The 24,003-nt window shown below is 71.2% G+C and carries 22 protein-coding genes and 2 pseudogenes; 14 read left to right on the forward strand and 10 right to left on the reverse strand.

The features are described from left to right. Positions 1–8: 8 nt before the first annotated feature. Complete coding sequence (locus ACZ4FV_RS19370; RefSeq protein WP_465322961.1) at positions 9–1,328, forward strand: wax ester/triacylglycerol synthase domain-containing protein; 1,320 nt, start codon at positions 9–11, stop codon at positions 1,326–1,328. A 147-nt stretch (positions 1,329–1,475) separates the two neighbouring features. Here ACZ4FV_RS19370 and ACZ4FV_RS19375 read toward each other — a convergent pair whose 3' ends face one another. Beyond that, on the reverse strand, positions 1,476–2,282 hold the full coding sequence (locus ACZ4FV_RS19375) for an ABC transporter ATP-binding protein (RefSeq protein ID WP_395872378.1): 807 nt from the start codon (positions 2,280–2,282) through the stop codon (positions 1,476–1,478). A gap of 534 nt (positions 2,283–2,816) precedes the next feature. On the opposite strand from ACZ4FV_RS19375, the gene ACZ4FV_RS19380 reads away from it, so the two are divergent. Further along, positions 2,817–4,430, forward strand: a complete 1,614-nt coding sequence (locus ACZ4FV_RS19380; RefSeq protein ID WP_465322990.1) for an NPCBM/NEW2 domain-containing protein — start codon at positions 2,817–2,819, stop codon at positions 4,428–4,430. Positions 4,431–4,925: 495 nt separating this feature from the next. Then, positions 4,926–5,405 (forward strand): annotated as a pseudogene (locus tag ACZ4FV_RS19385) (ATP-binding cassette domain-containing protein); the annotation flags it as partial. A gap of 73 nt (positions 5,406–5,478) precedes the next feature. Here ACZ4FV_RS19385 and ACZ4FV_RS19390 read toward each other — a convergent pair. Both ACZ4FV_RS19390 and ACZ4FV_RS19395 read right to left on the reverse strand, forming a co-directional pair. Next, a complete protein-coding gene (locus ACZ4FV_RS19390) occupies positions 5,479–5,907 on the reverse strand; it encodes a VOC family protein (RefSeq protein WP_402241439.1) in 429 nt (142 codons plus the stop codon). Between the two features lie 252 nt (positions 5,908–6,159). Beyond that, entirely contained in the window at positions 6,160–7,137 is a 978-nt protein-coding gene (locus tag ACZ4FV_RS19395) for an L-threonylcarbamoyladenylate synthase (protein ID WP_465322962.1), read from the reverse strand. Positions 7,138–7,510: 373 nt separating this feature from the next. Between ACZ4FV_RS19395 and ACZ4FV_RS19400 the strand changes: the two genes are divergently transcribed. Both ACZ4FV_RS19400 and ACZ4FV_RS19405 read left to right on the forward strand, forming a co-directional pair. Further along, positions 7,511–8,407, forward strand: coding sequence for an RNA polymerase sigma-70 factor (locus ACZ4FV_RS19400; protein WP_402241445.1), 897 nt, complete (start codon positions 7,511–7,513; stop codon positions 8,405–8,407). Between the two features lie 55 nt (positions 8,408–8,462). Continuing rightward, on the forward strand, positions 8,463–8,612 hold the full coding sequence (locus ACZ4FV_RS19405) for a hypothetical protein (RefSeq protein ID WP_395872387.1): 150 nt from the start codon (positions 8,463–8,465) through the stop codon (positions 8,610–8,612). A 190-nt stretch (positions 8,613–8,802) separates the two neighbouring features. Here the strand turns inward: ACZ4FV_RS19405 and ACZ4FV_RS19410 are convergent, their stop codons facing one another. The 4 genes from ACZ4FV_RS19410 to ACZ4FV_RS19425 form a co-directional block, all read right to left on the reverse strand. Then, on the reverse strand, positions 8,803–9,144 hold the full coding sequence (locus ACZ4FV_RS19410; RefSeq protein WP_395872389.1) for a hypothetical protein: 342 nt from the start codon (positions 9,142–9,144) through the stop codon (positions 8,803–8,805). A 508-nt stretch (positions 9,145–9,652) separates the two neighbouring features. Next, the gene (locus tag ACZ4FV_RS19415; protein ID WP_402241451.1) at positions 9,653–10,579 is read right to left on the reverse strand and encodes a TauD/TfdA dioxygenase family protein; all 927 of its coding nucleotides are present in this window, start codon (positions 10,577–10,579) and stop codon (positions 9,653–9,655) included. A 173-nt stretch (positions 10,580–10,752) separates the two neighbouring features. Continuing rightward, complete coding sequence (locus ACZ4FV_RS19420; RefSeq protein WP_395872394.1) at positions 10,753–10,929, reverse strand: hypothetical protein; 177 nt, start codon at positions 10,927–10,929, stop codon at positions 10,753–10,755. Between the two features lie 334 nt (positions 10,930–11,263). Continuing rightward, entirely contained in the window at positions 11,264–11,989 is a 726-nt protein-coding gene (locus tag ACZ4FV_RS19425; RefSeq protein WP_465322963.1) for a TetR/AcrR family transcriptional regulator, read from the reverse strand. A 672-nt stretch (positions 11,990–12,661) separates the two neighbouring features. Here ACZ4FV_RS19425 and ACZ4FV_RS19430 point away from each other — a divergent pair. Further along, on the forward strand, positions 12,662–13,357 hold the full coding sequence (locus tag ACZ4FV_RS19430; RefSeq protein WP_465322964.1) for a flavin reductase family protein: 696 nt from the start codon (positions 12,662–12,664) through the stop codon (positions 13,355–13,357). 472 nt (positions 13,358–13,829) lie between these two features. On the opposite strand, the gene ACZ4FV_RS19435 is transcribed toward ACZ4FV_RS19430, so the two are convergent. Continuing rightward, positions 13,830–14,168 (reverse strand): cyclic-phosphate processing receiver domain-containing protein, encoded by a 339-nt coding sequence (locus ACZ4FV_RS19435; RefSeq protein ID WP_402241467.1) that lies wholly within the window; start codon positions 14,166–14,168, stop codon positions 13,830–13,832. A gap of 119 nt (positions 14,169–14,287) precedes the next feature. On the opposite strand from ACZ4FV_RS19435, the gene ACZ4FV_RS19440 reads away from it, so the two are divergent. Beyond that, the gene (locus ACZ4FV_RS19440) at positions 14,288–14,650 is read left to right on the forward strand and encodes a putative quinol monooxygenase (protein WP_465322965.1); all 363 of its coding nucleotides are present in this window, start codon (positions 14,288–14,290) and stop codon (positions 14,648–14,650) included. A 144-nt stretch (positions 14,651–14,794) separates the two neighbouring features. Here the strand turns inward: ACZ4FV_RS19440 and ACZ4FV_RS19445 are convergent. Both ACZ4FV_RS19445 and ACZ4FV_RS19450 read right to left on the reverse strand, forming a co-directional pair. Further along, positions 14,795–14,875, reverse strand: a pseudogene (locus tag ACZ4FV_RS19445) (hypothetical protein); the annotation flags it as partial. Positions 14,876–14,902: 27 nt separating this feature from the next. Then, on the reverse strand, positions 14,903–15,919 hold the full coding sequence (locus ACZ4FV_RS19450; protein ID WP_395872410.1) for a sugar phosphate isomerase/epimerase family protein: 1,017 nt from the start codon (positions 15,917–15,919) through the stop codon (positions 14,903–14,905). A 480-nt stretch (positions 15,920–16,399) separates the two neighbouring features. On the opposite strand from ACZ4FV_RS19450, the gene ACZ4FV_RS19455 reads away from it, so the two are divergent. From ACZ4FV_RS19455 to ACZ4FV_RS19485, 7 genes are all read left to right on the forward strand, one after another. After that, positions 16,400–17,668, forward strand: a complete 1,269-nt coding sequence (locus ACZ4FV_RS19455) for an inositol-3-phosphate synthase (RefSeq protein ID WP_465322991.1) — start codon at positions 16,400–16,402, stop codon at positions 17,666–17,668. Further along, complete coding sequence (locus ACZ4FV_RS19460; RefSeq protein ID WP_465322966.1) at positions 17,665–18,744, forward strand: SCO3242 family prenyltransferase; 1,080 nt, start codon at positions 17,665–17,667, stop codon at positions 18,742–18,744. The genes ACZ4FV_RS19455 and ACZ4FV_RS19460 overlap by 4 nt, the downstream gene beginning before the upstream one ends. A gap of 136 nt (positions 18,745–18,880) precedes the next feature. After that, entirely contained in the window at positions 18,881–19,723 is an 843-nt protein-coding gene (locus ACZ4FV_RS19465; protein ID WP_395872414.1) for a sugar phosphate isomerase/epimerase family protein, read from the forward strand. Continuing rightward, complete coding sequence (locus tag ACZ4FV_RS19470; protein WP_395872416.1) at positions 19,720–20,424, forward strand: EboA domain-containing protein; 705 nt, start codon at positions 19,720–19,722, stop codon at positions 20,422–20,424. Before ACZ4FV_RS19465 ends, ACZ4FV_RS19470 begins: the two co-directional genes overlap by 4 nt. A gap of 16 nt (positions 20,425–20,440) precedes the next feature. Next, positions 20,441–21,310 (forward strand): TatD family hydrolase, encoded by an 870-nt coding sequence (locus ACZ4FV_RS19475; protein ID WP_395872418.1) that lies wholly within the window; start codon positions 20,441–20,443, stop codon positions 21,308–21,310. Then, complete coding sequence (gene eboE, locus ACZ4FV_RS19480; protein ID WP_465322967.1) at positions 21,307–22,467, forward strand: metabolite traffic protein EboE; 1,161 nt, start codon at positions 21,307–21,309, stop codon at positions 22,465–22,467. Before ACZ4FV_RS19475 ends, eboE begins: the two co-directional genes overlap by 4 nt. After that, entirely contained in the window at positions 22,467–23,840 is a 1,374-nt protein-coding gene (locus ACZ4FV_RS19485; RefSeq protein WP_465322968.1) for an alkaline phosphatase family protein, read from the forward strand. Before eboE ends, ACZ4FV_RS19485 begins: the two co-directional genes overlap by 1 nt. The last annotated feature ends 163 nt before the right edge of the window (positions 23,841–24,003 follow it).

A 24,003-nucleotide genomic window follows, 5' to 3' on the forward strand; every position in this document is an offset into this window, starting at 1 on the left:
AGAACACCGTGCACGGACATGACGCCGCGGCCGCGGCAGGCGAACGCTGGTTCGACTACGCGGCGGCGCACCCCCACTCGAGCATGGAGATCGGTGGCGTGGCAGTGATCACCGGCCCCGCGCCCTCGACGGTCGAACTGCACGCGCTGATCGACTTGGCCCGCGCGGCCCACCCACCGCTGCGCGACCGAGCCCGCGCGCCCGGCGCGAACACGCGCGGTCCGGCCGCGCCCGCCGATCACCTCGAGGAGGTCGCGCTGCCCACCCGCGGCGGCGACGTCGCGCTGCACGCGGCGATCGAGCGCGTGTGCGCCCGACCCCTCGCGGACGTCACCTGGGGCATGACGTTGCTCCACGGCCACCGTGACAACGAGTTCGCTCTGCTCCTTCGCGCCCACCACGGCCTCATGGACGGCATGTCCCTGATCGGGGTCATGCTCGCCGCGCTGGGGGAATCCGGCCTCCCGCGCCGCCGCACACCCCCCAGGCCACCACGCACCTGGACGCCCGGCCGCGTGCGCGCCCTGCTGCGCGCCGCGATCGACATCGCGCTGCCCGCGCACGCGATCGACCTCGGCCCGGCGCGTGTCCAAGCCCCGACCGGCCCGCCGCTACGCCGATGGGCCCACACGCCGCTGCCTCGTATGAAGGCGATCGCGCGCGCCGGCGGCACCAGCCTCAATGACGTGTATCTGGCAGCCCTCGCCGGTGCCCTGCGACCCTGGCTGCCCGACGACGCCACAGGCACCGTGAGGGCGATGGTCCCCCTCGACAGCCGGCGCGAGGACACGAGCACCGCGGTGGGCAACTTCCACCGCGGCGTCCCCGTCGTCCTGCCGTGCCGAGTGCCCACCGCGGCCGAGCGACTGGCCGCCACGCACCTGGCCACCGCGAACATCCGGACCGGCCGCTACGATCCCGACGCGGACGTCCTCTTCGATACCCTGCCCACTCGTTGGCACGGTCGGGCCCTGGCCCGCGTCCTGCATCCGCGGCGCACCACCGTGGTGGCCACCCATGTCCCCGGTCCCGCACGGCCCCTCGAACTCCACGGCCACAGCATCCACACCCTGCTGCCGCTGATGTTCCTGCCCGCGGGACACCGCCTGTCGATCTGCCTGGCCGAATACGCCGGAACCGCGCACCTGGCCGTCGTCGCCGACCCCAGCCTGCCCGCCATCGACGAACTCTCCACCCGATGGCTTGCCGAACTCGACGCACTCGAAGACACCCGCACGCCCCACCTCCCCGTCGCCGCCTCCGCGATCACACCCGGAGCGATCGTCGACCCGACACCGGGCAGCCCGGAGCGCACCACGACACCCTGACGTCACCGCCACCCGCACACCGCACCCCGTGCGGCGCGTGGAGACCCGGCGGTGGCGGCACCATCGAAACTCTCCGGGCCCCGCGAGCCGCCCGTCCGTGCGAAGCGGCCGGATCGCCATCCCCTACCGCTCCCGCCCGGCTCCGGGTCAGGTGGTGCGCTTGGTGGCGTCGAAGCGCTTCATGCGTTCGAGGACCCGCTCGTGGGTCGGCGTGCTCATCTCGTCGACGATGTGGCCGTCGCCGAGAAAGACGACGCGGTCCGCGTAGGAGGCGGCGACCAGATCGTGGGTGACCATGACCACGGTCTGGCGCAGCTCGTCGACGCTGCGGCGGAGTACGCCCAGCACCTCGGCACCCGCGTGCGAATCCAGGTTGCCGGTCGGCTCGTCGGCGAAGATGAGCTCGGGGCGGGACGCGAACGCCCGGGCACACGCGACCCGTTGCTGTTGCCCGCCGGACATCTCCGATGGACGATGGCGCAGCCTGTCACCGATCTCCAGGGTCGCCACCACCTGGTCGAGCCAGGCCCGGTCCGGCTGGTGGTGGGCGATGGACATCGGCAACACGATGTTCTCCATCGCGGTGAGGAAGGGAAGCAGGTTGAAGGTCTGGAAGATGAAACCGATCTTGTCCCGGCGCAGTCGGGTGAGATCCTTGTCCTTGAGCGCGGTGATCTCGGTGTCCCCGACCCAGATGTGACCACTGGTCACCGAGTCGAGGCCGGCCAGACAGTGCATCAGGGTCGACTTGCCCGAGCCCGACGGCCCCATGATGGCGGTGAAGCAACCCCGTTCGATGCCGATGTCGACCGCGTCCACGGCCACGACCCGTGTGTCGTCGGCTCCGAACGTCTTGGTCAGGGCGCTCGCACGGGAGGCGAGTTCGGGCCCGCCCGGCAGATCGCGTGGAGTCGCATCGGTGTGGTCGCCGTCGTTCCTGCGGTGTTTGCGCACGGGCTCTCCTCGGTCGGTGAGCGTACGGACTCCTCGAGTATCGACCCGCCGTCGACACATGGGAACGCACCGGAGGGACCGGACTGCGCCGGAACGAGGCTCCCTTGGGGGCGTCGCCGTCGTCATCCGGCAACACCGCGACGGCGAACGGGCCATCGGCCTGCCCACACGGAAACCGGCGGGCGCGGTCAAGCAGTTCCGCCGAGGGATCGCCGGGCGCTCGCCGGGCACTACGGTCGCCCGAACAACCCGACACATATCAACATCACAACACCCCGAACACCGCGACAAGTGACGCGTATTGCTCCGGTCCATCCCTTGACACGCCCAACTCCCCACCGATGGGATGTCAATTCCCGTTGAAATACGTTCGATCACGATGATTTCCACGGGCCGTAAGTACCCATCGCACCAATCAGCACCTGTGCTCATTCGAATCCCCGAGCTCTGGAGCCGTCCGTGCACAAGGTACGAACCACCCTCACCCGCCGCCTCGCGGCGATCCTCACCGCCCTGCCGCTCCTGGCCCCGACGATGGGCGCGGCCGCCCTGGCCGGCGCATCCGTCGTCGCCGCCCCGACGGCCGCCGCCGCACCCGACGGCCAAGCCGTGGTACCCCCGATGGGGTTCAACAACTGGAACTCGACCCACTGCCGGTCCGACTTCAACGAGGCCATGGTCAAGGGCATCGCCGACCTCTTCGTGTCCCAGGGCCTCAAGGCCGCCGGTTACCAGTACGTCAACCTCGACGACTGCTGGGCCCTCCCCAACCGGGACGCGGCGGGCAACCTGGTCGCCGATCCGGTCCGCTTCCCCCACGGCATCAAGGCCGTCGCCGACTACGTCCACGACAAGGGCCTCAAATTCGGCATCTACACCAGCGCCGGCACCAAGACCTGCGACGCCGCCGGATTCCCCGGCGCCCTCGGTCACGAGCGCCAGGACGCGAACCTGTTCGCCTCCTTCGGCGTCGACTACCTCAAGTACGACAACTGCAACAACCAGGGCGTGGACGCCAGGAAGCGCTACACCGACATGGCGAACGCCCTGCACGCCACCGGCCGCCCCATCGTCTTCTCCCTCTGCGACTGGGGCGAGAGCAAGGCTTGGGAGTGGGCCGCCCCGATCGGTCACCTGTGGCGCACCACGGGCGACATCTCGGACAACTGGTTCTCGATGATCAACATCGCCCACCGCAACCAACCCCTCGCCCCCTACGCCGGCCCGGGCCACTGGAACGACCCGGACATGCTGGAGGTCGGCAACGGCGGCATGACCGCCGCCGAGTACCGCACCCACTTCACCCTGTGGTCGATGATGTCCGCGCCGCTGCTGATCGGGACCGATCTGCGCACGGCGAGCGCGGAAACCTTCTCGATCCTGTCCAACCCCGACGTGATCGCCGTCGACCAGGACCCCCTGGGCAAGCAAGGCACCGTCGTCGCCAACAACGGCGGCCTCGTGGTCATGGTCAAGGAGTTGGCCAACGGCGACCGCGCCGTGTCGCTGACCAACGAGACCGGCGGCACCGCCACCATCTCCACCACCACGGACGCCCTGGGCATCGCCAACCGCAGCCCTTATCGGCTCAAGGATCTGTGGACCAAGGTCGCCTCCACCAACACCACCGGCACCATCAGCGCCTCCGTACCCTCCCACGCCACCGTCGTCTACCGAATCACCCCCGGCCCGGCGCCCGTTCCCCCCGCCGGCACCTCGCACCTGTCCAACATCCCCTGGACGGGCATGCTCAACGGCTGGGGCCCGGTGGAGAAGGACCGCAGCAACGGTGAACGGGCAGCCGGCGACGGCCGGGCGCTGACCATCAACGGCACCGTCTACGCCAAGGGCCTCGGCGCGCACGCCCCCGGCACCCTCACCTACCACCTCGGCGCCCGCTGCACCCGTCTGACAGTGGACGTCGGCGTCGACGACGAGAGCACCCGGACCGGGTCGGTCACGTTCCGGATCTACCGCGACGACATCAAGGTCGCGGACAGCGGCGTGCTGACCACGTCGGACCCGGCCAGGGCACTCACCGCCGACCTGACCGGAGGCCGCACGCTGACCCTCGCCGTCACCGATGGCGGCAACGGCATCGACTACGACCACGCGGACTGGGCAAACCCCAGGCTCACCTGCACCTGATCCCCACTCATCCCGGCACAGCCCCGGCGGCCGGCTTCCGGAACGGCCCCCGGTCACGGTCGATCCGACCGTGACCGGGAGCCGGCACTTCCCGGAGCCGGCCGTCCCCGCGCGCCGGCCCGCGCGCCCACGACCGGGGCTTCTCGAACACCCTCCGGTCCGACGCCGTACACGCTCCCGCGGTGGAATGTCGACCCGGTGAACCAACGATGGGGGTGCGCGGACCACCGCCTGCACGAACCGCGTTCAACGGAGCAACCCCCCGAACGAGTGGGCGCGTTCGACCACGCCCGTCACCCGACAGGCAACGCCTCGACACCGGCGAGCGGAACTATAGGCCCGGACCGCGCAGTGCGATGGTGCAGCCGACCTTGGACTGGATGTTGACGTATAGGATCCGGCCTTCGGGGTCGAAGGTGGCGCCGGCGAACTCCGCGTCCGGGTCGCCCGGGACCGGGGCCAGGCGGGCGATGTCGAACAGGACACCGCGCCGCCCACAGCGCGCGGATCGGCGAACTGCCGGCCCAGGTCGGCCTCGGCCCCCGGGAGGCGGCGACCCGACCGCGCGGACTCTCCGGCGGCCGGCGTCAACGCACGGCCATCGCCCGGGCGCCGGCGGTGGAGCCCGCGCTGCTGGTCCTGGACGAGGCGGTCTCGGCGCTGGACGTCTCGGTCCGGGCGCAGGTCCTCAATCTGCTCGCCGACATCAGCCGGGACACCGGCATCGGGCTGATCTTCGTCAGCCACGACCTGGCCGTGGTGGGCTACCTGTGCGACGAGGCCCTCGTGCTGCATCGCGGCCGCACCGTGGAGCACCGACCCGTCGGCGACCTGCTCACCGCGCCCGCCGACCCCTACACCCGACTGCTGCTCGCCTCGATCCCGCGCCCCGGCCGGGACCCGGAGCACATCGCCCGACAACACCGCGCACTACCCGTGCCCACCGCCGGCGCCGCGGTCCCGAGCGCCTCATGACGGCGAACCGCACCAGTCGATCCGCGACGGTGTGGCATTGTCTGCCACTCGAGGGTGTGGCGATCGCGGCCACTCAGTCGATACAGAACTCGTTGCCCTCGATGTCCTGCATCGGGATGCACGAATCAGTGCCGTCATACAGCGTTTGCACGTGTACCGCACCAAGCGGGACCAGTCGTGCGCACTCGGCCTCGAGTACGGCCAGGCGCTCTTCACCCACGAGTCCGGTGCCGACCCGCACGTCGAGATGCACCCGGTTCTTGGCGGCCTTCCCTTCGGGGACGCGCTGGAAGTACAGCCGCGGCCCCACGCCCGAGGGATCGATGCAGGCGAACCACGCGTCCTGCTGCTCGGGAGGTAGTGAGAGCTTGTACTCGTCCCAAGTGGCGAACCCCGCCGGCGGTGGCGGTACGACATACCCCAGCACCTCGCACCAGAAACGAGCGAGGCGCTCGGGTTCCGCGCAGTCGAAGGTGACTTGGAACTGCTTGATCGCTGCCATCGGTCCATCGTAGAAGCAGGTCTTTCGTCCCTTGTCCAACGGGTCGCCGCGGTGCGGCGGGGGACGGGGCGAGCCGGCCGCCGCGGCCATCACCGGCGAACACGAGGGCCGGGCAGGACGGTTCGCGGAACGGAAGCCGTCGCGGACGATCGCCGCGGAGACGGTAGGGGCGGCGCGGGTGGTGGCCCATCGCAGCGACGTGATGCCGGACGTGCCCCTGCCCGAGCCGCCCCCGGACGGCATCGTCGCCGGTCACCGGGAGGGTCTGGGCCCTGCCGCGCGGCGCAGTCGGTTGGCGATCGCCAGTCCCAGCCCCTCGTCCGCGGGTAGGGACACGACGACGACGTCGCACCCGCGCCGATCGAATTCGCGCAGAATCCCGTACAGCCCCCGCGCGTAGGCGGCCGGCGATTCGGGAACGGCCATCACCGTGTGCGCCTTCACCGGAGCGCCGGCGCGGGAGGAGGGGACGAGCACGCCCACCCGCTGCCCCGACTCCTGCGCGAGTTCCGCTTCGGCGACCACGTTTTCGGGCCCGACCAGGATCACCCGCGCGCGAGGCGCGTAGTGCGAGGGATGCCGACCCGGCACCGGCGTGCGGCCTGTGGAGTCGACCTCGAGCGAGCGTCCCAGCACGGCTTCGAGATCCTCGCGCGTCACCCCACCGGGCCGAAGGATGCTCGGAACGTCGCCGGTGGCGTCGACGATGGTGGACTCGACGCCGACGAGGCAGGGGCCGCCGTCCAGCACGAAGTCGACGGCATCGCCGAGCTCCGCGCGGACGTGGTCCGCCGTCGTGGGGCTGACCGCACCGAAGCGGTTGGCGGACGGCGCCGCGACACCTCCGCCGAAGGCCGAGAGCAGCGCGAGCGCGACGGGATGATCGGGCACGCGCACGGCCACCGTCTCCAGGCCGCCGGTCGCCGCCGGAGACACCCGCCCGCCCCGCCGCAGGACCAGCGTGAGGGGACCCGGCCAAAAACGCGCGGCCAACAGGCGGGCCGTCGCGGGCACTTCCCGGACCCAGTCGCCCAACCGCTCCGCGCCCGCGATGTGCACGATCAGTGGATGGGAGGGTGGGCGCCCCTTGGCCTGGAAGACACGCGCAAGGGCGGCGGGGTTCTCGGCGTCGGCGCCCAGACCGTAGACGGTCTCGGTCGGGAGGGCCACCAGGCCCCCATCACGCAGCACAGCGGCCGCCTTCTCGATGTCAGCCGTTCTCGTCGTCACATCGGCAATCGTCTCACCGCAGCCGCGCACGGGAGGCAGGCGTGCAGCCGGTGCCCGCGCCGACCTCCCGAAACGGTCCGGTGGTCGGATCGAGCCGACCGTCAGGGGCAGCGCCGCCACGCGGCGAGGTACCGGACGTACATGCGCGATTTCCGTCCGACGCGCCCCGACTCGCCGTCGAATGTGATCCGGGCCACACCGTGTCACACGTTCCCTCCGTCCGGCGCCTTGTGTGCGAAACCCCAAGCGAACGAAGCGAACGAACGGAACAGGGACCATGACCAAGCGCGGCGGGCGGCGCCCGCCCGCCGTCCGCCCGCATACCCGGAACCCCGGGACCGGCCGCCATGAAAGGGAATGGAAGGATTCGAGGATGCGCGACCACACCGCGGACCCGGCGACCGATGCCTTCGTCGCCCACCGCAATCTGCTCTTCACCGTGGCCTACGAAATCCTCGGCTCGGCGGCCGACGCCGAGGACGTCCTGCAGGAGACCTGGCTGCGTTGGGCCGAGGTCGATCTGGAGCAGGTCCGCGACCAGCGCGCCTACCTCGTCCGCGTCACGAGCCGGCGAGCCCTCGACCGGCTGCGCACCCTGCGGCGCCGCAAGGAGACCTACGTCGGCCCGTGGCTGCCCGAGCCGCTGCTCACCTCGCCGGACGTCGCCGAGAACGTCGAGCTCGCCGAGAGCCTGTCCATGGCCGTGATGCTCGTCCTGGAGACCCTCTCGCCCACCGAGCGGGCCGTGTTCGTCCTGCGCGAAGTCTTCGACGTCGACTACGACGAGATCGCGGAGGCGGTCGGCAAGACCCCGGCCACCGTCCGCCAGATCGCCCACCGCTCCCGCAAGCACGTCGACGCCCGCCGCCCTCGCCAGGTGGTCTCACCACGCCAGGCCAAGGCCGCCATCGCCTCGTTCCAACACGCCGTGGAGACCGGCGACCTGCAGGGCGTGCTCGACGTGCTCGCCCCCGACGTCGTCCTGATCAGCGACGGCGGCGGCGTCAGGAGCGCCGCGCTACGGCCCGTCATCGGCCTCACGAAGGTGGTCCGCCTCCTTCTCGCCGCCCTCGGCGACAAGGAAGGCACGCTCACCGGCGAGCCCACCACCGTCAACGGCGATCCGGCGCTCCTCCTGCGCGTCGACGGCGAGATCGACAGCATCATGGCGATCCGTCTCGACGACGGCCTCGTCACCGACATCTACTTCGTCCGGAACCCCGCCAAGCTCACCCACATCGCGGCCGACACACCACTCGACCTGAACTGACACCACAACGGCCGCGGCCCCATCGTGGGCACGGTTCGCCGACAAGGCCATGGGCATGCGGGCCGTCTTGTACCCGGTCGCGGTGCCGGCGCTGCCGGTGTGGTGGTGGGTCCGGCGGCGGGGGCGGGCGTTCCCCTGGGATGTGGACGCGCTGATCACCCTGCCGTTCGTGGTGGATGTCGCCGGGAACGCGGCCGACCTGTAAGACCGGGTCGTGTGGTTCGACGACGCCTGCCACTTCGGCGACCGGGCGGTGCTCGGAACGGCGTGCGCGGTGGCACTGCGGCGGCGGAGCACCTTGCCGGCGTGGGCAATCGCATGGTGCTACGCGGGGCCGGGGCGACCACGGCAATCCTGTGGCCCGGGGGTCAGCCGGCGCTCGGGATGTACAGGAATTAGACCGGGTAGGGCGCGGCTCGGCCTGGCTGATCGACCGTCACCCACACCTCGAAGCCCGCGGCGAAGGCGGATTCCTCCAGTGCGAAGCCGATCACGGCGTTCTTGGTTTCCTTGCTCGTCAGCTGCCCGTTGAACGAGGGGGCCAGGGTCCGGTCGGGGAGCGGCGGGTCGACCTGTGCCATGTGTACGGCGTTGTCGTCGTGACGCACCACGCTCACGTGAACCTGACCGTCCAGGGTCAGCGGCTTCGCGCCGTCGTGACCGAGCCGGACGTGGACGTCGCCGCGCCGCGATCCGGCGGGCGCGGGGACGTCGCCGGGTGTTGCGACCTGGGTCACCGATACGCGGGCGAGGTTGGGCAGGACGAATTCGGTGCCCAATGCCGGCGGCGGCGGGTCCTCGGGACCGAGCCACTTCGTGGGCCTGGGTCCGCGCGGTTCTTCGACGGACGATCCGTCCTTGGCCCGGGTCGGTCGCGTCTTGTCGGCAGGAGCTTCCTTCGGTGGGTGGTCGAGACTTACAGGCCGAGCACGAGGGCGGCCGAGCAGACGAGCAGGGTGCGGGTGGATAAGGCGATGGACATGTCGTGCCCTCCTCGGACCCGGCGTGACCGGTCACCCTCGGGGACGACCCCAGGAGATGTCCGGTTGCGGCAAAAGCCGCACGTGAGGGCGCGCGACGTACGGGTTTGCGATCGGGACCCGGTGGAGGCTTGATCGAACGGCTCGCCCGCCCCGACCCGAGGCCGGGTCGGGGCGATGCCGCGCATGCGGCGGGCAGGTGCGACGGCATCGGAACCGCCTGCGCCCGGAGGCCGCAGAGCGCTCGGAGAATCGGCGGGCCGGGTCAGCGCGGTCGGTCGCCAAGGATGGTCACGCGTTCCATGATTCGCTCGTGTGGGTAGTAGTCGGCGCTCGCGTAGTGCTGTGTCGCGCGGTTGTCCCAGAACGCGATCGTGCCGGGGCGCCAGCGCAGCCTGCACTGGTATTCGGGGTGGCGGGCCTGGTCGTAGAGGAATGCCAGCAGTTCGCGGCTCTCGTCGTCCGGCAGGCCCTCGATGTGGTGGGTGAAGATGCGGTTGACGTAGAGGAGTCGGCGGCCGGTCTCCGGGTGGGTGCGGACAACGGGGTGGGAGACTGCGGGGTACTTCTGCTGCTGCCGGGCCAGTTCCTCGGGTTCGAGGGCGCTGCCGAAGGTCTGGGTGAAGTCGTGGACGGCCGTCAGCCCGTCCATGCGGGTCTTCGTCGCCTCCGGCAGGCCGTCGTAGGCCGCTGCCATGTCCGACCACAGCGTGTCGCCGCCGACGGCGGGGACGTGTACGGCGCGCAGGATCGAGCCCATCGGGGGTGTGGTCTCGAACGACGCGTCCGAGTGCCACACGTTTTCGACCGCCGGCGAGTCGGCGCCCCGGGAGAGCCGGACGACCTCGGGGATGTCGTCCGCCTTGGGCAGGAAGGGGTGGACCTCCGGTGTGCCCCAGAGCCGGGCGAGGTCACGGTGTTGGGGTGCCGTGAGGTTCTGGTCGCGAAAGAACAGGACCTTCCATTCGAGCAGGGCTCGGTGCAGTTCGGCGTGCAGTTCCGGGCCGAGCGGCCGGGCGAGGTCGATGCCGGCGATCTCCGCGCCGATGGTGGGGCTGCACGGCGCCAGTTCGAACAGTTCGTACGGGGCGGTGGGCCGGTAGTCGCCGGTGGGGCAGAGTTCGCGCACGGGCACGGCGGATAGGCCGTTGTCGAACACCGGGCGGCGCGTGTTCTCGGGAGCAGTGGTCACGGCGGGAACCTCCAGGAGTGAGGCGGAAACAGGGATCGATGGGAACAGGGGTTGATGGGAACAGGGTTGGTGGGAACAGGGATCGGTGGGAAGCAGGAGTTGGTGGGAACAGGGGTTGGTGGAGACAGTGGGCACGGTCACGCGCGGTGGACGCGGGGAGTCGGTCGGTGCGATCACGCTCCGGAGGTCGCACCGCCGGTGGCCGGGGTGCGTCCGTGGCGCATGAGTACGGCCACCAGGACGCCGACCAGGCCGACGACCGCCGCGATCGCGAAGGCGTGCTCGAAGGCGGCGTCCGCGTAGACGATGCGGCCGGTGCGCGCGTCGGCGCGGGCGATGTCGCGTGCCATCACGACGGCGGGCCCGGCCGCGAGCCGGGCCCCGGCTGTACGGCGGAGTGGGTGACACGGGGACCGAAGTTGCCTGTTCCAGTTCGGGTTCCGGTGCGGGTGTCGGGGATGGGCTGACTGCCACGAGGGCCTCCTTCGGACGACGTGGTGGCGCGGCGTGACGTGGCTCAGGGCAGGTCGAGGTGGCGCGCCGGGCGGGGGGCGGCGGCCGCGGCGGCGCGCGGGCATGGCCGGCGGGCGACTCTGCTCCGGTGGGTGGGGGATCGCGCTGAGGGAACGAAGGGCGATCCCCCGGTCGCGGAAGGAAATCACCCCTGCGGGGTGTGCGGGATTGCTACGGGGCGCCGGGTTTCCGGATCTGTTCCAAAGGGGTTTCCGATGCGGACAGTGCCAGGGTTTCCGGGCGGCACGGCGCGGTGAGAATGCCGACACCGGCGTCCACCAGGTCGGCCACGTACAGCGCGGTCGTGCCCGGGGCGTAGTGGGAGTCGACGCTCTGGCGCAGCTCGCGTTCGGCGAGCGCGCGCGTGGCGAATCCGGCGAAGTGTTGCCAGCGTCGCAGGGCGAGCCGGTCCGGGAGCGTGCCGCCGGACAGGGTCAGGGCGCGGGTGTTGAGTTCCTTCAACCCCGTGGTCCACGGGCTGCGCCCGAGGTCGTCGAGTGCGAACGTGACGACGTCGGGGTGCACGGTGTAGGCGGCCTGTACGCAGAACCGCAGGTACCAACTGCCCTCCGACGGGCTGTCGCGCAGTTGGTCGAGCAGTTCGGCGAGGGGCAACACGAATGCCTCGGCGAGGGCGTACGGATCCTGTGCCCGTCCCTGCCGGTCGAACAGTGCGATCAGTTCGGTGCGGCGCGCGTTGATCGGACCCATGCGGTACTCGAAGATCGCGTCGACCAGGCCCTGGGGCGACCCGAAGTGGTATTTGACGGCATTCGTATTGCGCTGCCCGGCCGCCACGGCGATCTCCCGTGCCGAGACCGCGTTGATGCCCCGCTCGGCGAACATGCGTTCCGCAGTTGTCATCAAGCACAGCCGGGTGGCCGCCGAATTTTCCATGTCGCGGACGTTAACGCACATGCGTTAACCATTCAAGAGCCCGAAGCATCCCCTACGCCAGGACGCCGCACCCTTGTCTCGACACTCCGGCTTGCCGGCGTGCGCCATGGAGATCGCCGTCAACCGCCTCGCCGACCGACACCGCGTCCAACCGTCCATCACCACGCCGTCCGCGCCCTGCCGCGCCAACTCGCGCAGCTTGGCCGCGCTCGTGGTCGTGGCCGTCACCTGGTGGCCGCGGGCCACGAGCTGTGTGTGGCACCAGCCGCCTCCCCAGAACGCCGGTTCCGCCCGCCAGGAACACCCGCATGATCATCACCTTCCCGACGCGAGAATCTGTCTTCGCTACCCGAGACAAGACAGCGCGGCCACCTGTGACATGGCGGCGAAGATCAGCCGACCGCAAGGGATCGACCGACCCGCCGCGGCGAAGGCGGGGGTCGGCTGCACGGGATTCGAACCGAGACGAACGTGCGGGCGATCGGGGTTCCGTCGCCGACCAGGCGCGGCCGTCGAGGAGGGCACGGCGGAAGCCCGCTCGTGTGGGTGCCGGAAGCCCGGCCTCCGAAGCCGGATCGGGGCTCTCGTGTGTACGCCGGGTGTTCAGGCGGCCCATTGTCACCTTTGACGCGTCGTCCGCCGCCGAAACGACCGGACCCTAGGTTGCCGACCATGGACATCGCACCCCGCAGCGCCCCGTCCCCACGGACACCCGCCACCCACCTGGAGATCGAGCCGAGCATCCTGTACTTCGGTACCCCGGTGACACTCCTGTCGACGGAGAACCAGGACGGCTCGTTCAACCTCGCCCCGATGTCCTCCGCATGGGCACTCGGACGCACCGTCGTACTCGGACTGGGCCGCGAGGGGCAGACCGCGCGCAACCTCGGTATCCGACCCGACGTGGTGATCAACCTGCCGGCCCCCGCCCAGTGGCCGGCGGTGGAGCGGCTGGCGCCGCTGACGGGACGCAACCCGGTGCCGGCCACCAAGGCCGAGGGCTTCCGCTTCGAGCCGGACAAGTTCGGCGCGGCCGGCCTGACCGCCGAACCGTCCCACCTGGTCCGTCCGCCTCGCGTCGCCGAATGCCCGATCCAACTGGAGGCCCGCGCCGAGCGGGTAGAGCCGGACGTCTCCGGGGGATTCGTCATCGTCGAGGCCGTCGTACGCAAGGTTCACGCCGACTCCCGCATCGTCGTTCCCGGCACCGACCACATCGACCCCGCCGCCTGGAGCCCCCTCGTCTACAACTTCCGCCACTACTTCGCACTCGGCCCGGAACTCGGCCACACCTACCGCAGCCAAACCCCCCGCAGCCCCAAGGACTCCGCCGCCGAACAGGCACTCGCCGGCACCGCGCACCACTGACCGCCGGTGGTCGGCCCGAAGTCGGCGGCAGTGGCGATCCCGGCGGCGCAGAGCGGCGAAGTCCTCTCCGGTGTCGGGCCGTACACCTTTGGCAGGCGGCCTCAAGGCCCTGCCCGGTTGTCCCGCGCACCTCCCGTCGGAGCCGGCCCGCCTGCGGGCCACTCCGTCTTCGCCGCTCCGACCGACGTTGGGCCGCTGTGGTCGACACGCTCGTTGGCTGCGGATCCGCGGCACTGTCCCCCGGCTCTGGCCCAGGCTGTGGCGGTCGCCGTCTACACGGACACGCCCATCGACTGCCTCGACTGCAACCACCGGCCCTGACCGGCCTACCGGCGCGGACACGCCAACCGCGCCGAGACCACTCCGCCGACAACCGTGCGCGCTGTCGACGAGCACCCGCCCGGTCACCCGGCGCCGATCGCGAGGCTCGAACGGGTTCTCGGGCCGGCGCAAGGTCAGGAGAGCCCGATTCCTAAGCCGTGGCCCGCCGGACTCGGTAGTTCCAGCGTGTGAGCGCCCGGACGACGGTTTCGGCGCCGATGGGGTTGGCGCTGTGAACGAAGACCGCTCCGATGCGGAAGGGGCTTCCGTGGAAGGCGGCTTCTTCCAAGAGGGTCACCACGGGCAGGATGGTGTCGTCGCCGCCGAGATCGTGGTCGAGCCAGAGTTCGTCGATGAAGCGGTCGCGGTACTCGCGCAGGAGCCGGATACCCTCGCCGCTGGTGCGGGCGATCCGCGTGGCCCTCGGCAGCGGTCGCAGGTCGTCGATGCCGAGGATGACGGGCGTCGGTACGGGCGGGTCTTCATGCACCCGCACATCATCCTGTACCCGACCACCAGCGCGGAAGAGCGGCCACAGGAAGCGCCGAAGCAGCGAAGGCGGAGCATCACGAGCAGGTCGCAAACCGCGGCGCCGACCCACCCGGCAGGTTGACCCGCGCTGGGCGACAGTCGCGGACGCACGGTGGCGGAGGCGGCTTACCTGAGTGCCTTTACGGTTTCCTTCGCCCCGGGCCGGAGCGCGCGGACGAGGTTCGGCGCATCCTCTCCTCCTTCGTGGAACCCACCCGGCAAGAGCCCGGAAATCTGCAATGCCACCTCCACGAGCACGAGGACGGCCGTTTCTTCCTGTACGAGGTCTGGCGCTCGCAGGAAGACCTGGACCGGCACAACGCGACGCCACCGCTGCGCGCCTTCCTGGAAAACCTGTCGACCTTCCTGGAGGCGGACCCGGAGGGCTACTTCGACACCATGCTCAGCCCGTATCCCGGGGTTGCGCCGGTTCCCGCCTGAGCGGGTGTCCACGGGCAGGTGCCATGCGTGGCAGACGCGGGAGGACGCCCGGTGACCTGCCGGTTGCGGTGTAGGAAGGCAGTCGGCGAAGCGATCGCGGTACTCGTGGGCGAAGCGGCCGAGGTGCGAGACGCCCCACCGGTAGGCGATCGTGCCGACGGGGTCGGTGGAGGTGCGGATGTCCTCACGGATCCGGTCGAGTCGCAGGTTGCGGACGTAGGACATGGGCGAGAGGCCGAGCCGGTCGTGCCCTCACGGTGTGCGATTCGTTCGGAAGGCGGCGTCGAACGAGGTGTCGGGCGGTTGGATGGCGGCCAGCGTGCGTACGAACGCGAGCGCGTCGGGTGCTCCGATCAGACGGTCCATACCGGCGTCCTCCCACTCGATCGAGATCGGTCCGGAATAGCCGACGGAGTTGAGCGCCCGGAAGCAGTCCTGCCAGGGCACGTCGCCGCGGCCGGTGGAGACGAAGTCCCAACTCCGGCGCAGGTCTCCCCACGGCAGGTGGGAACCCAGACGACCGCGTCGGCCGTCGCCGTCGCGCAGCCGGGTGTCCTTGCAGTCCACGTGGTAGAGGCGGTCGCGGAAGTCGACGATGAAGGCGATCGGGTCCAGTCCCTGCCACAACAGGTGGGAGGGGTCCCAGTTCAGGCCGAGGGCGGGCCGGTGGTCGACCGCCTCGAGCATGCGCGCCGTCGTCCAGTAGTCGTAGGCGAGTTCTCCCGGGTGCACTTCGGCGGCAAACCGCACGCCGGTCTCGTCGAAGGTGTCCAGGATCGGGTTCCAGCGGTCGGCGAAGTCGGTGAAGCCCTCCGCGATCTGCTGCGGGGATACCGGGGGGAACATCGCCACGGTGTGCCAGATGGCCGAGCCGGTGAATCCCACCACGGTCTCGACGCCCAGTCGGGCGGCGGCTCGCGCGGTGTCCTGGATCTCTCGGGCGGCCCTGCGGCGCACCCCCTCGGGCGAACCGTCGCCCCACACGTGCGTGGGCAGGATGGCGCGGTGGCGCTCGTCGATGATCGCGTCGCACACCGCCTGTCCCACCAAGTGGTTGGATATGGCCCACGTCCGCAGCCCGTACTTGTTCAGGATCGCCATCCGGCCGTCCACGTAGTCCTCCTCGGCGAGGGCTCTGCGGACGTCGAAGTGATCGCCCCAGCAGGCGATTTCGAGGCCGTCGTAGCCCCAGTCGGCGGCGAGTCGGCACACCTGCTCGAAGGGCAGGTCCGCCCATTGACCGGTGAACAGCGTGATGGGGCGAGGCATGGTCGTCCTTCCCGGGGGCGCGGCGCGGAGTCCGCGTCGCACGGGAGCGGGCGGGTGCGGGGTGGCCGCTCCACGGGGCCGGTGCATCCGACGCCCTCCCGCTCTTTCGGTGGATTCGAGGGCAGCAGCCTCCACTCGACCACTTAGTTTGTCCATAGACAGGAACAAGTTTGTTTTCATTCGTGAAAACTCTTCTTGACACAAGCGGAATCCACTACATTCCTGGCGGAACGCGGCTGTCGGAACCCGACGAAGGCGGGAAGGAACGCAACGCCGCGTTCACGCACCCCCACGACCCCTCCGGGGCCGCCGATGCCGCGCGCAGACCTCCGGGACGCGTGGCGTTCGATCCCGATGGCGGCGTGCCGAAGCCGTCGAGCGAGTGACCGCGTCCACGACGTCGTCGACCCCGTCGGCGCCACGTACGAACGAGGAGATGTGATGACGGGACTACCCCAGCCGGGGGGCGAACGCAGACCGATGGCGCGTCGATGGATCGAGCCCACCGGGCCCGAGGCGCCCGCCCCGGATCGCGCGCCGTCCACGTCTTCGACATCCGCGACGCCTCCGGCCGAGCGCGCGGGTCGTGTCGGGGTGTGGCTGGTGGGTGTTCGCGGGTCGGTCGCCGTGACCACGATCTGCGGGGCGCTCGCGGCCTCGGCCGGCGACGAGTCGCCGCTGGGGTGCGTCACCGCCACCACGCCCTTCGCGCGATGTGGCCTGGTCGGCTTTCGTGATCTGGTGTTCGGCGGGCACGACGTGGACACGATCGGGCTCCGGGCCCGCGCACGGCGGCTCGTCGCGGACGGGGTGCTCCCGCACGGCTTGCCGGACCGGGTGGGCGTCGGACTCGACGCGATCGACGCCCGCGTGCGTCCGGGCGTGGCCGCCGCCGACCCGCGCCCCCAAGCCGACCAGATCGCGGAACTGGTCCGCGATATACAGGAGTTCGCCTGGGCGCAGGACCTGACGCGGGTGGTCGTGGTGCATCTCGCGTCCACCGAGCCGCTGCCGAGGCCGCACCCCGCCCACGCAAGCGCGGCCGCGTTGGGCGCGGCCCTGGAGACCGGCGTCGACGTGCTGCCGCCGAGTGCGCGCTACGCGTGGGCGGCCGCACTGGCGGGCTGCGCGTTCGTCGACTTCACGCCGTCGGCGGGCGCGCGAATACCGGGCGTCGCCGAGTTGTTCGTCGCGCGCGGCGTGCCGTACGCGGGAAGCGACGGCAAAACCGGGGAGACCCTGCTCAAGAGCGTCCTGGCGCCCATGTTCGCCCAGCGCGCCCTGCGCGTCACGTCGTGGTCGGGGACGAACCTCCTCGGCGGAGGCGACGGCGAAACCCTCTCCTCGCCCGAACGGGCCGCGGCGAAGGTCGAGTCCAAGGACCGGGCGCTGCGTTCGCTCCTGGGCGGGCCGGTGGGCGGCGGGGTGCACATCCACAACGTGCCGGAGCTGGGAGAGTGGAAGACCGCCTGGGACCACGTGAGCTTCGAGGGCTTTCTCGGCACCCGGATGAACCTCCAGTTCACCTGGACCGGTTGTGACTCGGCGCTGGCGGCGCCGCTGGTGCTGGACCTGGTCCGCCTGGCGGCGCGCGCCCACGCGGTGGGTTGCGCGGGACCGCTGCGCGAACTCGCCTTCTACTTCAAGGACCCGGTCGGAAACGACGAACACGCGCTGTCCGCGCAGTACGAGACCTTGCTCTCCTGGGCCCGGGAACGGCTGGCGACGGGCCGAAAGGCGACGCGATGAGCGCGGCCCAGCGCCCACGCGCGCGGGTCGGCGGCCCGGGCGAGGGCATGCCGACCGAATCCGCCGCGGACGACACCACACCCGGAGCGGGCACACCGCCGAACGCACGCTCGGTACCCGCCCCGGAACCGGCGGCAAGATCGCTCGCCGACCGCGCCGACCGCGCCGACCGACCGGGGATCACCGCCCGGCTGCGAGCGTACGCGGAACTCGTCCGGGTGTCGGCCGCGTTGAGCGTGCCCGGCGACGTGCTGGTCGGCGCGGCCGCGTCCGGCCGCCTGCCGCACGGCCGAACGGCGGCCCTGCCGCTCGCTTCGGTATGCCTGTACTGGGCGGGAATGGCGCTCAACGACTACGCGGACCGCACCTCGGACGCCGACGAACGACCGCATCGCCCCATCCCCTCGGGCCGGGTCGCGCCCGGGGGCGCGTTGGGGGCGGCCGTCGGTCTCACCGCCACGGGCCTCGCCTTGGGATCGTGGGCCGGCGGACGGCGTCGGCTGCCCGCGCTGCTGGGCCTGGCGGGCGCGGTGTGGACGTACGACCTGATCTGGAAGGGCACCCCGTTCGCCCCGGCGGGCATGGCACTCGCGCGCGGGCTGGACGTGCTGGTCGGCGCGGAACCGGCGCGCTACGCGCTCGCCGCCCCGAGCGCCGCGGTCGTGGCCCTGCACACGTACGGCCTGACCGCGTTGAGTCGGCACGAGGAACACGGCACGACGCCGGAACCCCCCGCCCGTGCCCTGGCCACCGCCGCGGCGACCGCGATCGCCGCCGCCCGGATCGGCCACGGCCGTCGACCCGGCGACGTGAAACCGGCGGACCGGAGCGGGGCGACACCCGCGTCGGCCGCCGCCTTGATCGCATACGCGGCCGCCTACGGCCGTCCACTGCTGCGGGCGAGCGCCGCCCCCCAGGCCCCGGCGATCCGAGCGGCCGTCGGCGGTGGCGTTCTGGCCCTGATCCCGCTACAGGCCGCCCTGTTGTCCCGACTCGGTCGACCCGGCGCCGCACTCGCGCTGTCCGCGTCCTGGCCCCTCGGCCGCGCCCTCACCCGGCACGTGTCACCCACCTGAGCGAGGTGAACCCGCCCGTCGCCGGCCCGAACACGGACCCGGACCCGGGCCCAAACCCCGACCCGAGCACGGACCCGAGCCCTAACCCGAACCCCGACCCGAACCACACCCGACCCCAGCGGAGGAGGAAGTCCCCGTGAGAATCGCCTACGGCACCAACGGTTTCGCCGACCATCGCATCGGCGACGCGCTCGAGATACTCGCCGACCTCGGCTACGACGGGGTCGCGTTAACCCTCGACCACCACCACCTGGACCCCTTCACCCCCGGATTGGCCTCGCGCGTCGCGGGAGTGGCCGCACGGCTGGACCGGCTCGGCCTGTCGGTCGTGATCGAGACCGGCGCACGCTACCTCCTCGACCCCTGGCGCAAGCACCACCCCACCCTGCTCGACGACACCGCCGGGGCGGACCGACGCGTGGACCTGTTGGAGCGCGCGGTGCGCGTCGCAGCCGAACTCGGCGCCCCCGTCGTGTCGTTGTGGAGCGGCCGGGCTCCCCGCGACGTCGACCCCCGGGCCTGTTGGGAGCGCCTGACCGCGGGCTGCTCACGGGTCCTGACGCAAGCGCACGCACGGGGCGTGAGCCTGGGCTTCGAACCCGAACCCGGGATGTTCGTCGACACCCTCGACCGCTACGAGGAACTGTGGCGACGCCTGGGCCGCCCCGAACACCTCGGCCTCACCCTGGACATCGGGCACTGCCGCTGCCTGGAGCCGCTACCGGTGCCCGACTGCGTGGCACGGGCCGGACCGCACCTGGTCAACGTACAGATCGAGGACATGCGCCGCGGCGTGCACGAACACCTGGAGTTCGGGCAGGGCGACATCGACTTCCCGCCCGTCCTGCACGCCTTGGCCGACACCGGCTACGACGGGCTGGTCGGCGTCGAACTGCCACGCCACAGCCACGCCGCCACCGAGACCGCCCGCCGCTCGATCGCCTTCCTGCGCGCGGTCGAAAAGGAGATCGCCGGATGAGGCACCCGGGGCACCGCGAAGCGCACACCGATACATCGACCGCGACGCGGCCGGCTGCCGACCGTCGATCGCCCGAACCGCACCTCGACGCACTGCGCGCGGCGTTCGAGGCCGGCGTCCGCCCCGAACGGCGGGACTGGCCCGCCCGGACGGCGGCGAACCCCGCCCGCGTGGCCGCCGCATTCGCCGCGGCGGGCCGAGTTTGCGGACGCGCGGACCTCGCCGGGATCGCGGGCTGGACCTGCGACGACGCCGCGCGCGTACTGCTGCTGCACGCCGTCGCCCGCGGCCGTGACGGCGGCCCCGCGCCCGTAGACCCGACCGCCCTGGTACGCGCTCTGTACGACCGCGGCGACCCGTGCGAACGCCGCGCGGTGCTGCGGGCCCTGCCCTACCTGCCCGACGTCGACCCGGCATCGGCGCGCGAGCTGGTCGAGGACGCGCTGCGGACCAACGACCACCGCCTGATCGCCGCCGCGATGGGCCCCTGCGCCCAGGTCCTGGACGCCGCCGCGTGGCGGCACGGAGTCCTCAAGTGCTTGTTCGTCGGTCTACCCCCGACCCCCACCGTCGCCGACCTGGACCAACGCGCCGACGCCGAACTCGCCCGCATGCTCCGCGACCTCGGCCGAGAGCGATCCGCCGCCGGTCGACCCTCGCCCACCGGTCTCGAACCCATCGCCACCGCCTTCGCACCGTAGCCGAGGAGCCCCACCGATGCGCGTCTTCGACCCCCACATCCACATGACCTCGCGCACCACGGACGACTACCGCGCCCTGCGCGACGCCGGCATCCGGGCCCTGGTCGAACCGGCCTTCTGGCTCGGCCAACCCCGCACGTCCGTCGCGTCCTTCGTCGACTACTTCCAGAGCCTTTTGGGCTGGGAGCCGTTCCGCGCCGCCCAGTACACGATCGAGCACTTCTGCGCCATCGCCCTCAACCCGAAGGAGGCCAACGACCCCCGCTGCGCACCCGTCCTGGACCTCCTCCCCGAGTTCCTCGCCAAGGACCGCGTCGTCGCCGTGGGCGAGATCGGCTTCGACTCGATGACCGACGCCGAGGAGCACGCCTTCACCCACCAGCTCGCCCTCGCGGTCGAGTTCGAACTGCCTGCCCTGATCCACACTCCCCACCGGGACAAGGCGGCCGGCGTCCGGCACACCCTCGACCTGATCCGCGACAGCGCCATCGAGCCCGGCCGCGTCCTGATCGACCACCTCAACGAGACCACCGTCGAACTCGTCGCGGACACCGGCTGCTGGATGGGCTTCTCCGTGTACCCCGACACCAAGATGACCCCGCAACGGGTCGTGGATGTCCTGCGCGCCATCGGCCCCGACCGCGTGGTGGTCAACTCCGCCGCCGACTGGGGGCACAGCGATCCCCTGTCCACCGTGCACACCGGCCGCGCCATGCTCGCGGCCGGCTGGAGTGCGGACCAGGTCGACCACGTGCTGTGGCGCAACCCCGTCGCCTTCTACGCCCAGAGCAACCGCCTCGACCTCCCCGCCCCGGACGCTCTCGTCCGCGCTCGACCCGGCGACACCCACGAGGGCAACTCCATCCTGCGCGGAGCGCGCACATGAGGTTCCGACACCACGACGGCACCCTCGTCCACGCCGCCTACTGCACCAACGTCCACGCCGCCGAGGACCTCGACGGCGTCCTCGAACAACTCGGCCGATTCTGCGAACCCGTACGAACCGAACTCGACCTCGACACGCTCGGCGTCGGCCTGTGGCTCGCCCGCCCCGTCGCCACCGCGCTGACCCGGGACCACGCCGCGATCGAACGCCTGCGCCGCGAACTCGCCCTGCGCGGGCTCGAAGTGGTCACCCTCAACGCCTTCCCCTACACCGGCTTCCAACACGACGTCGTCAAACACAACGTGTACAGCCCCGACTGGGCCGACCCCGCCCGTCTGGCGTACACGCTCGACTGCGCCCGCATCCTCGCCCACCTGCTCCCCGACGACGCCACCCGAGGCAGCGTTTCCACGCTGCCGCTCGCCTGGCGCACGCCTTGGCCGGCCGAACGCTCCGACGCCGCCCGACGCGCCCTCGACCACCTCACCGCCGGCCTCGAACACATCGAATCGCGCCACGGCCGGCGCATCCGCGTCGGCCTGGAACCCGAGCCCGGCTGCGTCCTGGAGACCACCGACCAAGCCGTCGCCGCACTGCGCGGCACCGATCCCGACCGGATCGGCGTCTGCCTCGACACGTGCCACCTCGCCGTCGGCTTCGAGGATCCGCACACGGCCCTGGTCACGCTCGAGAACGCCGGCATACCCGTGGTCAAATCCCAGGCCTCGTGCGCCCTCCACGCCCAGGCACCCACCCCCGACACCCTCCGCCCCTACGCCGAACCACGCTTCCTCCACCAGACCCGCGAGGCCGGCACCCCACCGCTCGCGGTCGACGACCTATCCCAGGCCATCGCCGGCGGCCTACCCGGCAACGCACCCTGGCGCGTGCACTACCACCTCCCCCTCCACGGCCGACCGCGCGCGCCGCTGACGGCCACCCACGACGTGCTCGACCGCGCCCTCGAAGGTCTGTTCGCCGGCCCCCGCGCGCGCACCGACCACATCGAAGTCGAGACCTACACCTGGCCGGTCCTGGACGACACCGGGCCACCGACCCCCCGGGCCCTGGTCGCCGGTATCGCCGCCGAACTCGCCGCACTGCGCGCGGCCCTGCTCGACCTGGGCCTGAAACCCGCCGACAGGAAAGGAACCTGATGCCCCGCCTGCTGGTCCTGAACGTCGTCGGACTCACCCCCCGCCTGCTCGCCCACATGCCCGCGCTGCGCCGCATCGCCGACAGCGGCTTCCAGGCCCGCCTGGACCCGGTGCTGCCCGCGGTGACCTGCTCCGTGCAATCCACCTTCCTCACCGGCGACCTCCCGCGCGAGCACGGCATCGTCGGCAACGGCTGGTACTTCCGCGAACTCGGCGAGGTACTCCTGTGGCGGCAACACAACCGCCTCGTGGCGGGCGAGAAGATCTGGGAGGCGGCCCGACGCGTACGCCCCGACTACACCGTCGCCAACATGGGCTGGTGGTACGCCATGGGCGCCGATGTCGACTGGACGCTCACCCCCCGGCCGATCTACTACTCCGACGGCCGCAAGGAACCCGACTGCTACACCGATCCGCCCGAGCTGCACGATGAACTCACTGCCCGCCTGGGCACTTTCCCCCTCTTCCACTACTGGGGACCGACCGCCTCCATCCGCTCCTCGCAATGGATCATCGACGCGACCGCATACGTGCTGCACAGGCATCGGCCCGATCTGACCCTCGCCTACCTGCCGCACCTGGACTACGACCTCCAACGGCACGGCCCGGATGCCCCCGAGGCGATCCGGGCCGCGCGTGAGATCGACACCGCGCTGACCCCACTCCTGCGCCGGGCCGCCGAGAGCGGTTGCACCGTCGTCGTGCTCAGCGAATACGGCATCACCCGCGCAAGCCGGCCCGTCGACGTCAACCGTGTGCTGCGCCGCGCGAGTCTGCTGCGCGTGCATACCCAGGACGGCATGGAGTACCTGGACCCGTGGACCTCGCGGGCATTCGCGGTGGCCGACCACCAGATCGCCCACGTGTACGTCCGCGACCCGGCCGACCGTCCCCGCGTCGCCGCCCTGCTGGCGGAACAACCGGGCGTGGCCGAGGTCTTGGACGCCGAGGGCAGACGCGAGTACGGGCTCGAGCACGACCGGGCCGGCGACCTGGTGGTGGTCGCCGAACCCGAGGCATGGTTCACGTACTACTACTGGCTCGACGACGAGCGTGCCCCCGACTTCGCCCGCCAGGTCGAGATCCACCGCAAACCCGGCTACGACCCGGCCGAACTGTTCTGGGACCCCGCCGACCGCCACGTCAAACTCAAGGCGGGCGTGGCCCTGGCCCGCAAGCGGCTCGGGCTGCGCTACCGCATGGCCGTCGTCCCGCTCGACCCCGCCCCGGTACGGGGAACCCACGGACGACTCCCCACCGACGCGGCGGACGCCCCGCTGCTGCTGTGCAGCGACCCCACCGCCAAACGCGACACGGTGCACGCGACCCAGGTCAAGGCCCTCCTGCTCGAACTGGGCCTGGCGAACGCATAGGCGACGGGTCGCCGGCACACGGGTCGGCAACTCCCGGTGTGGTGGCGCGACTTCATGAGCTCACGTCGTCGTGGGCAGCTTCACGACCACATAGTTTGTCCTTCATCTGGAAGAAGTTGGATTTCTTCTGTGAAAACTCTTCTTCACTCAGGAAGAACCCACT

The sequence above is a fragment of the Embleya sp. NPDC025285 genome (assembly GCF_055558835.1).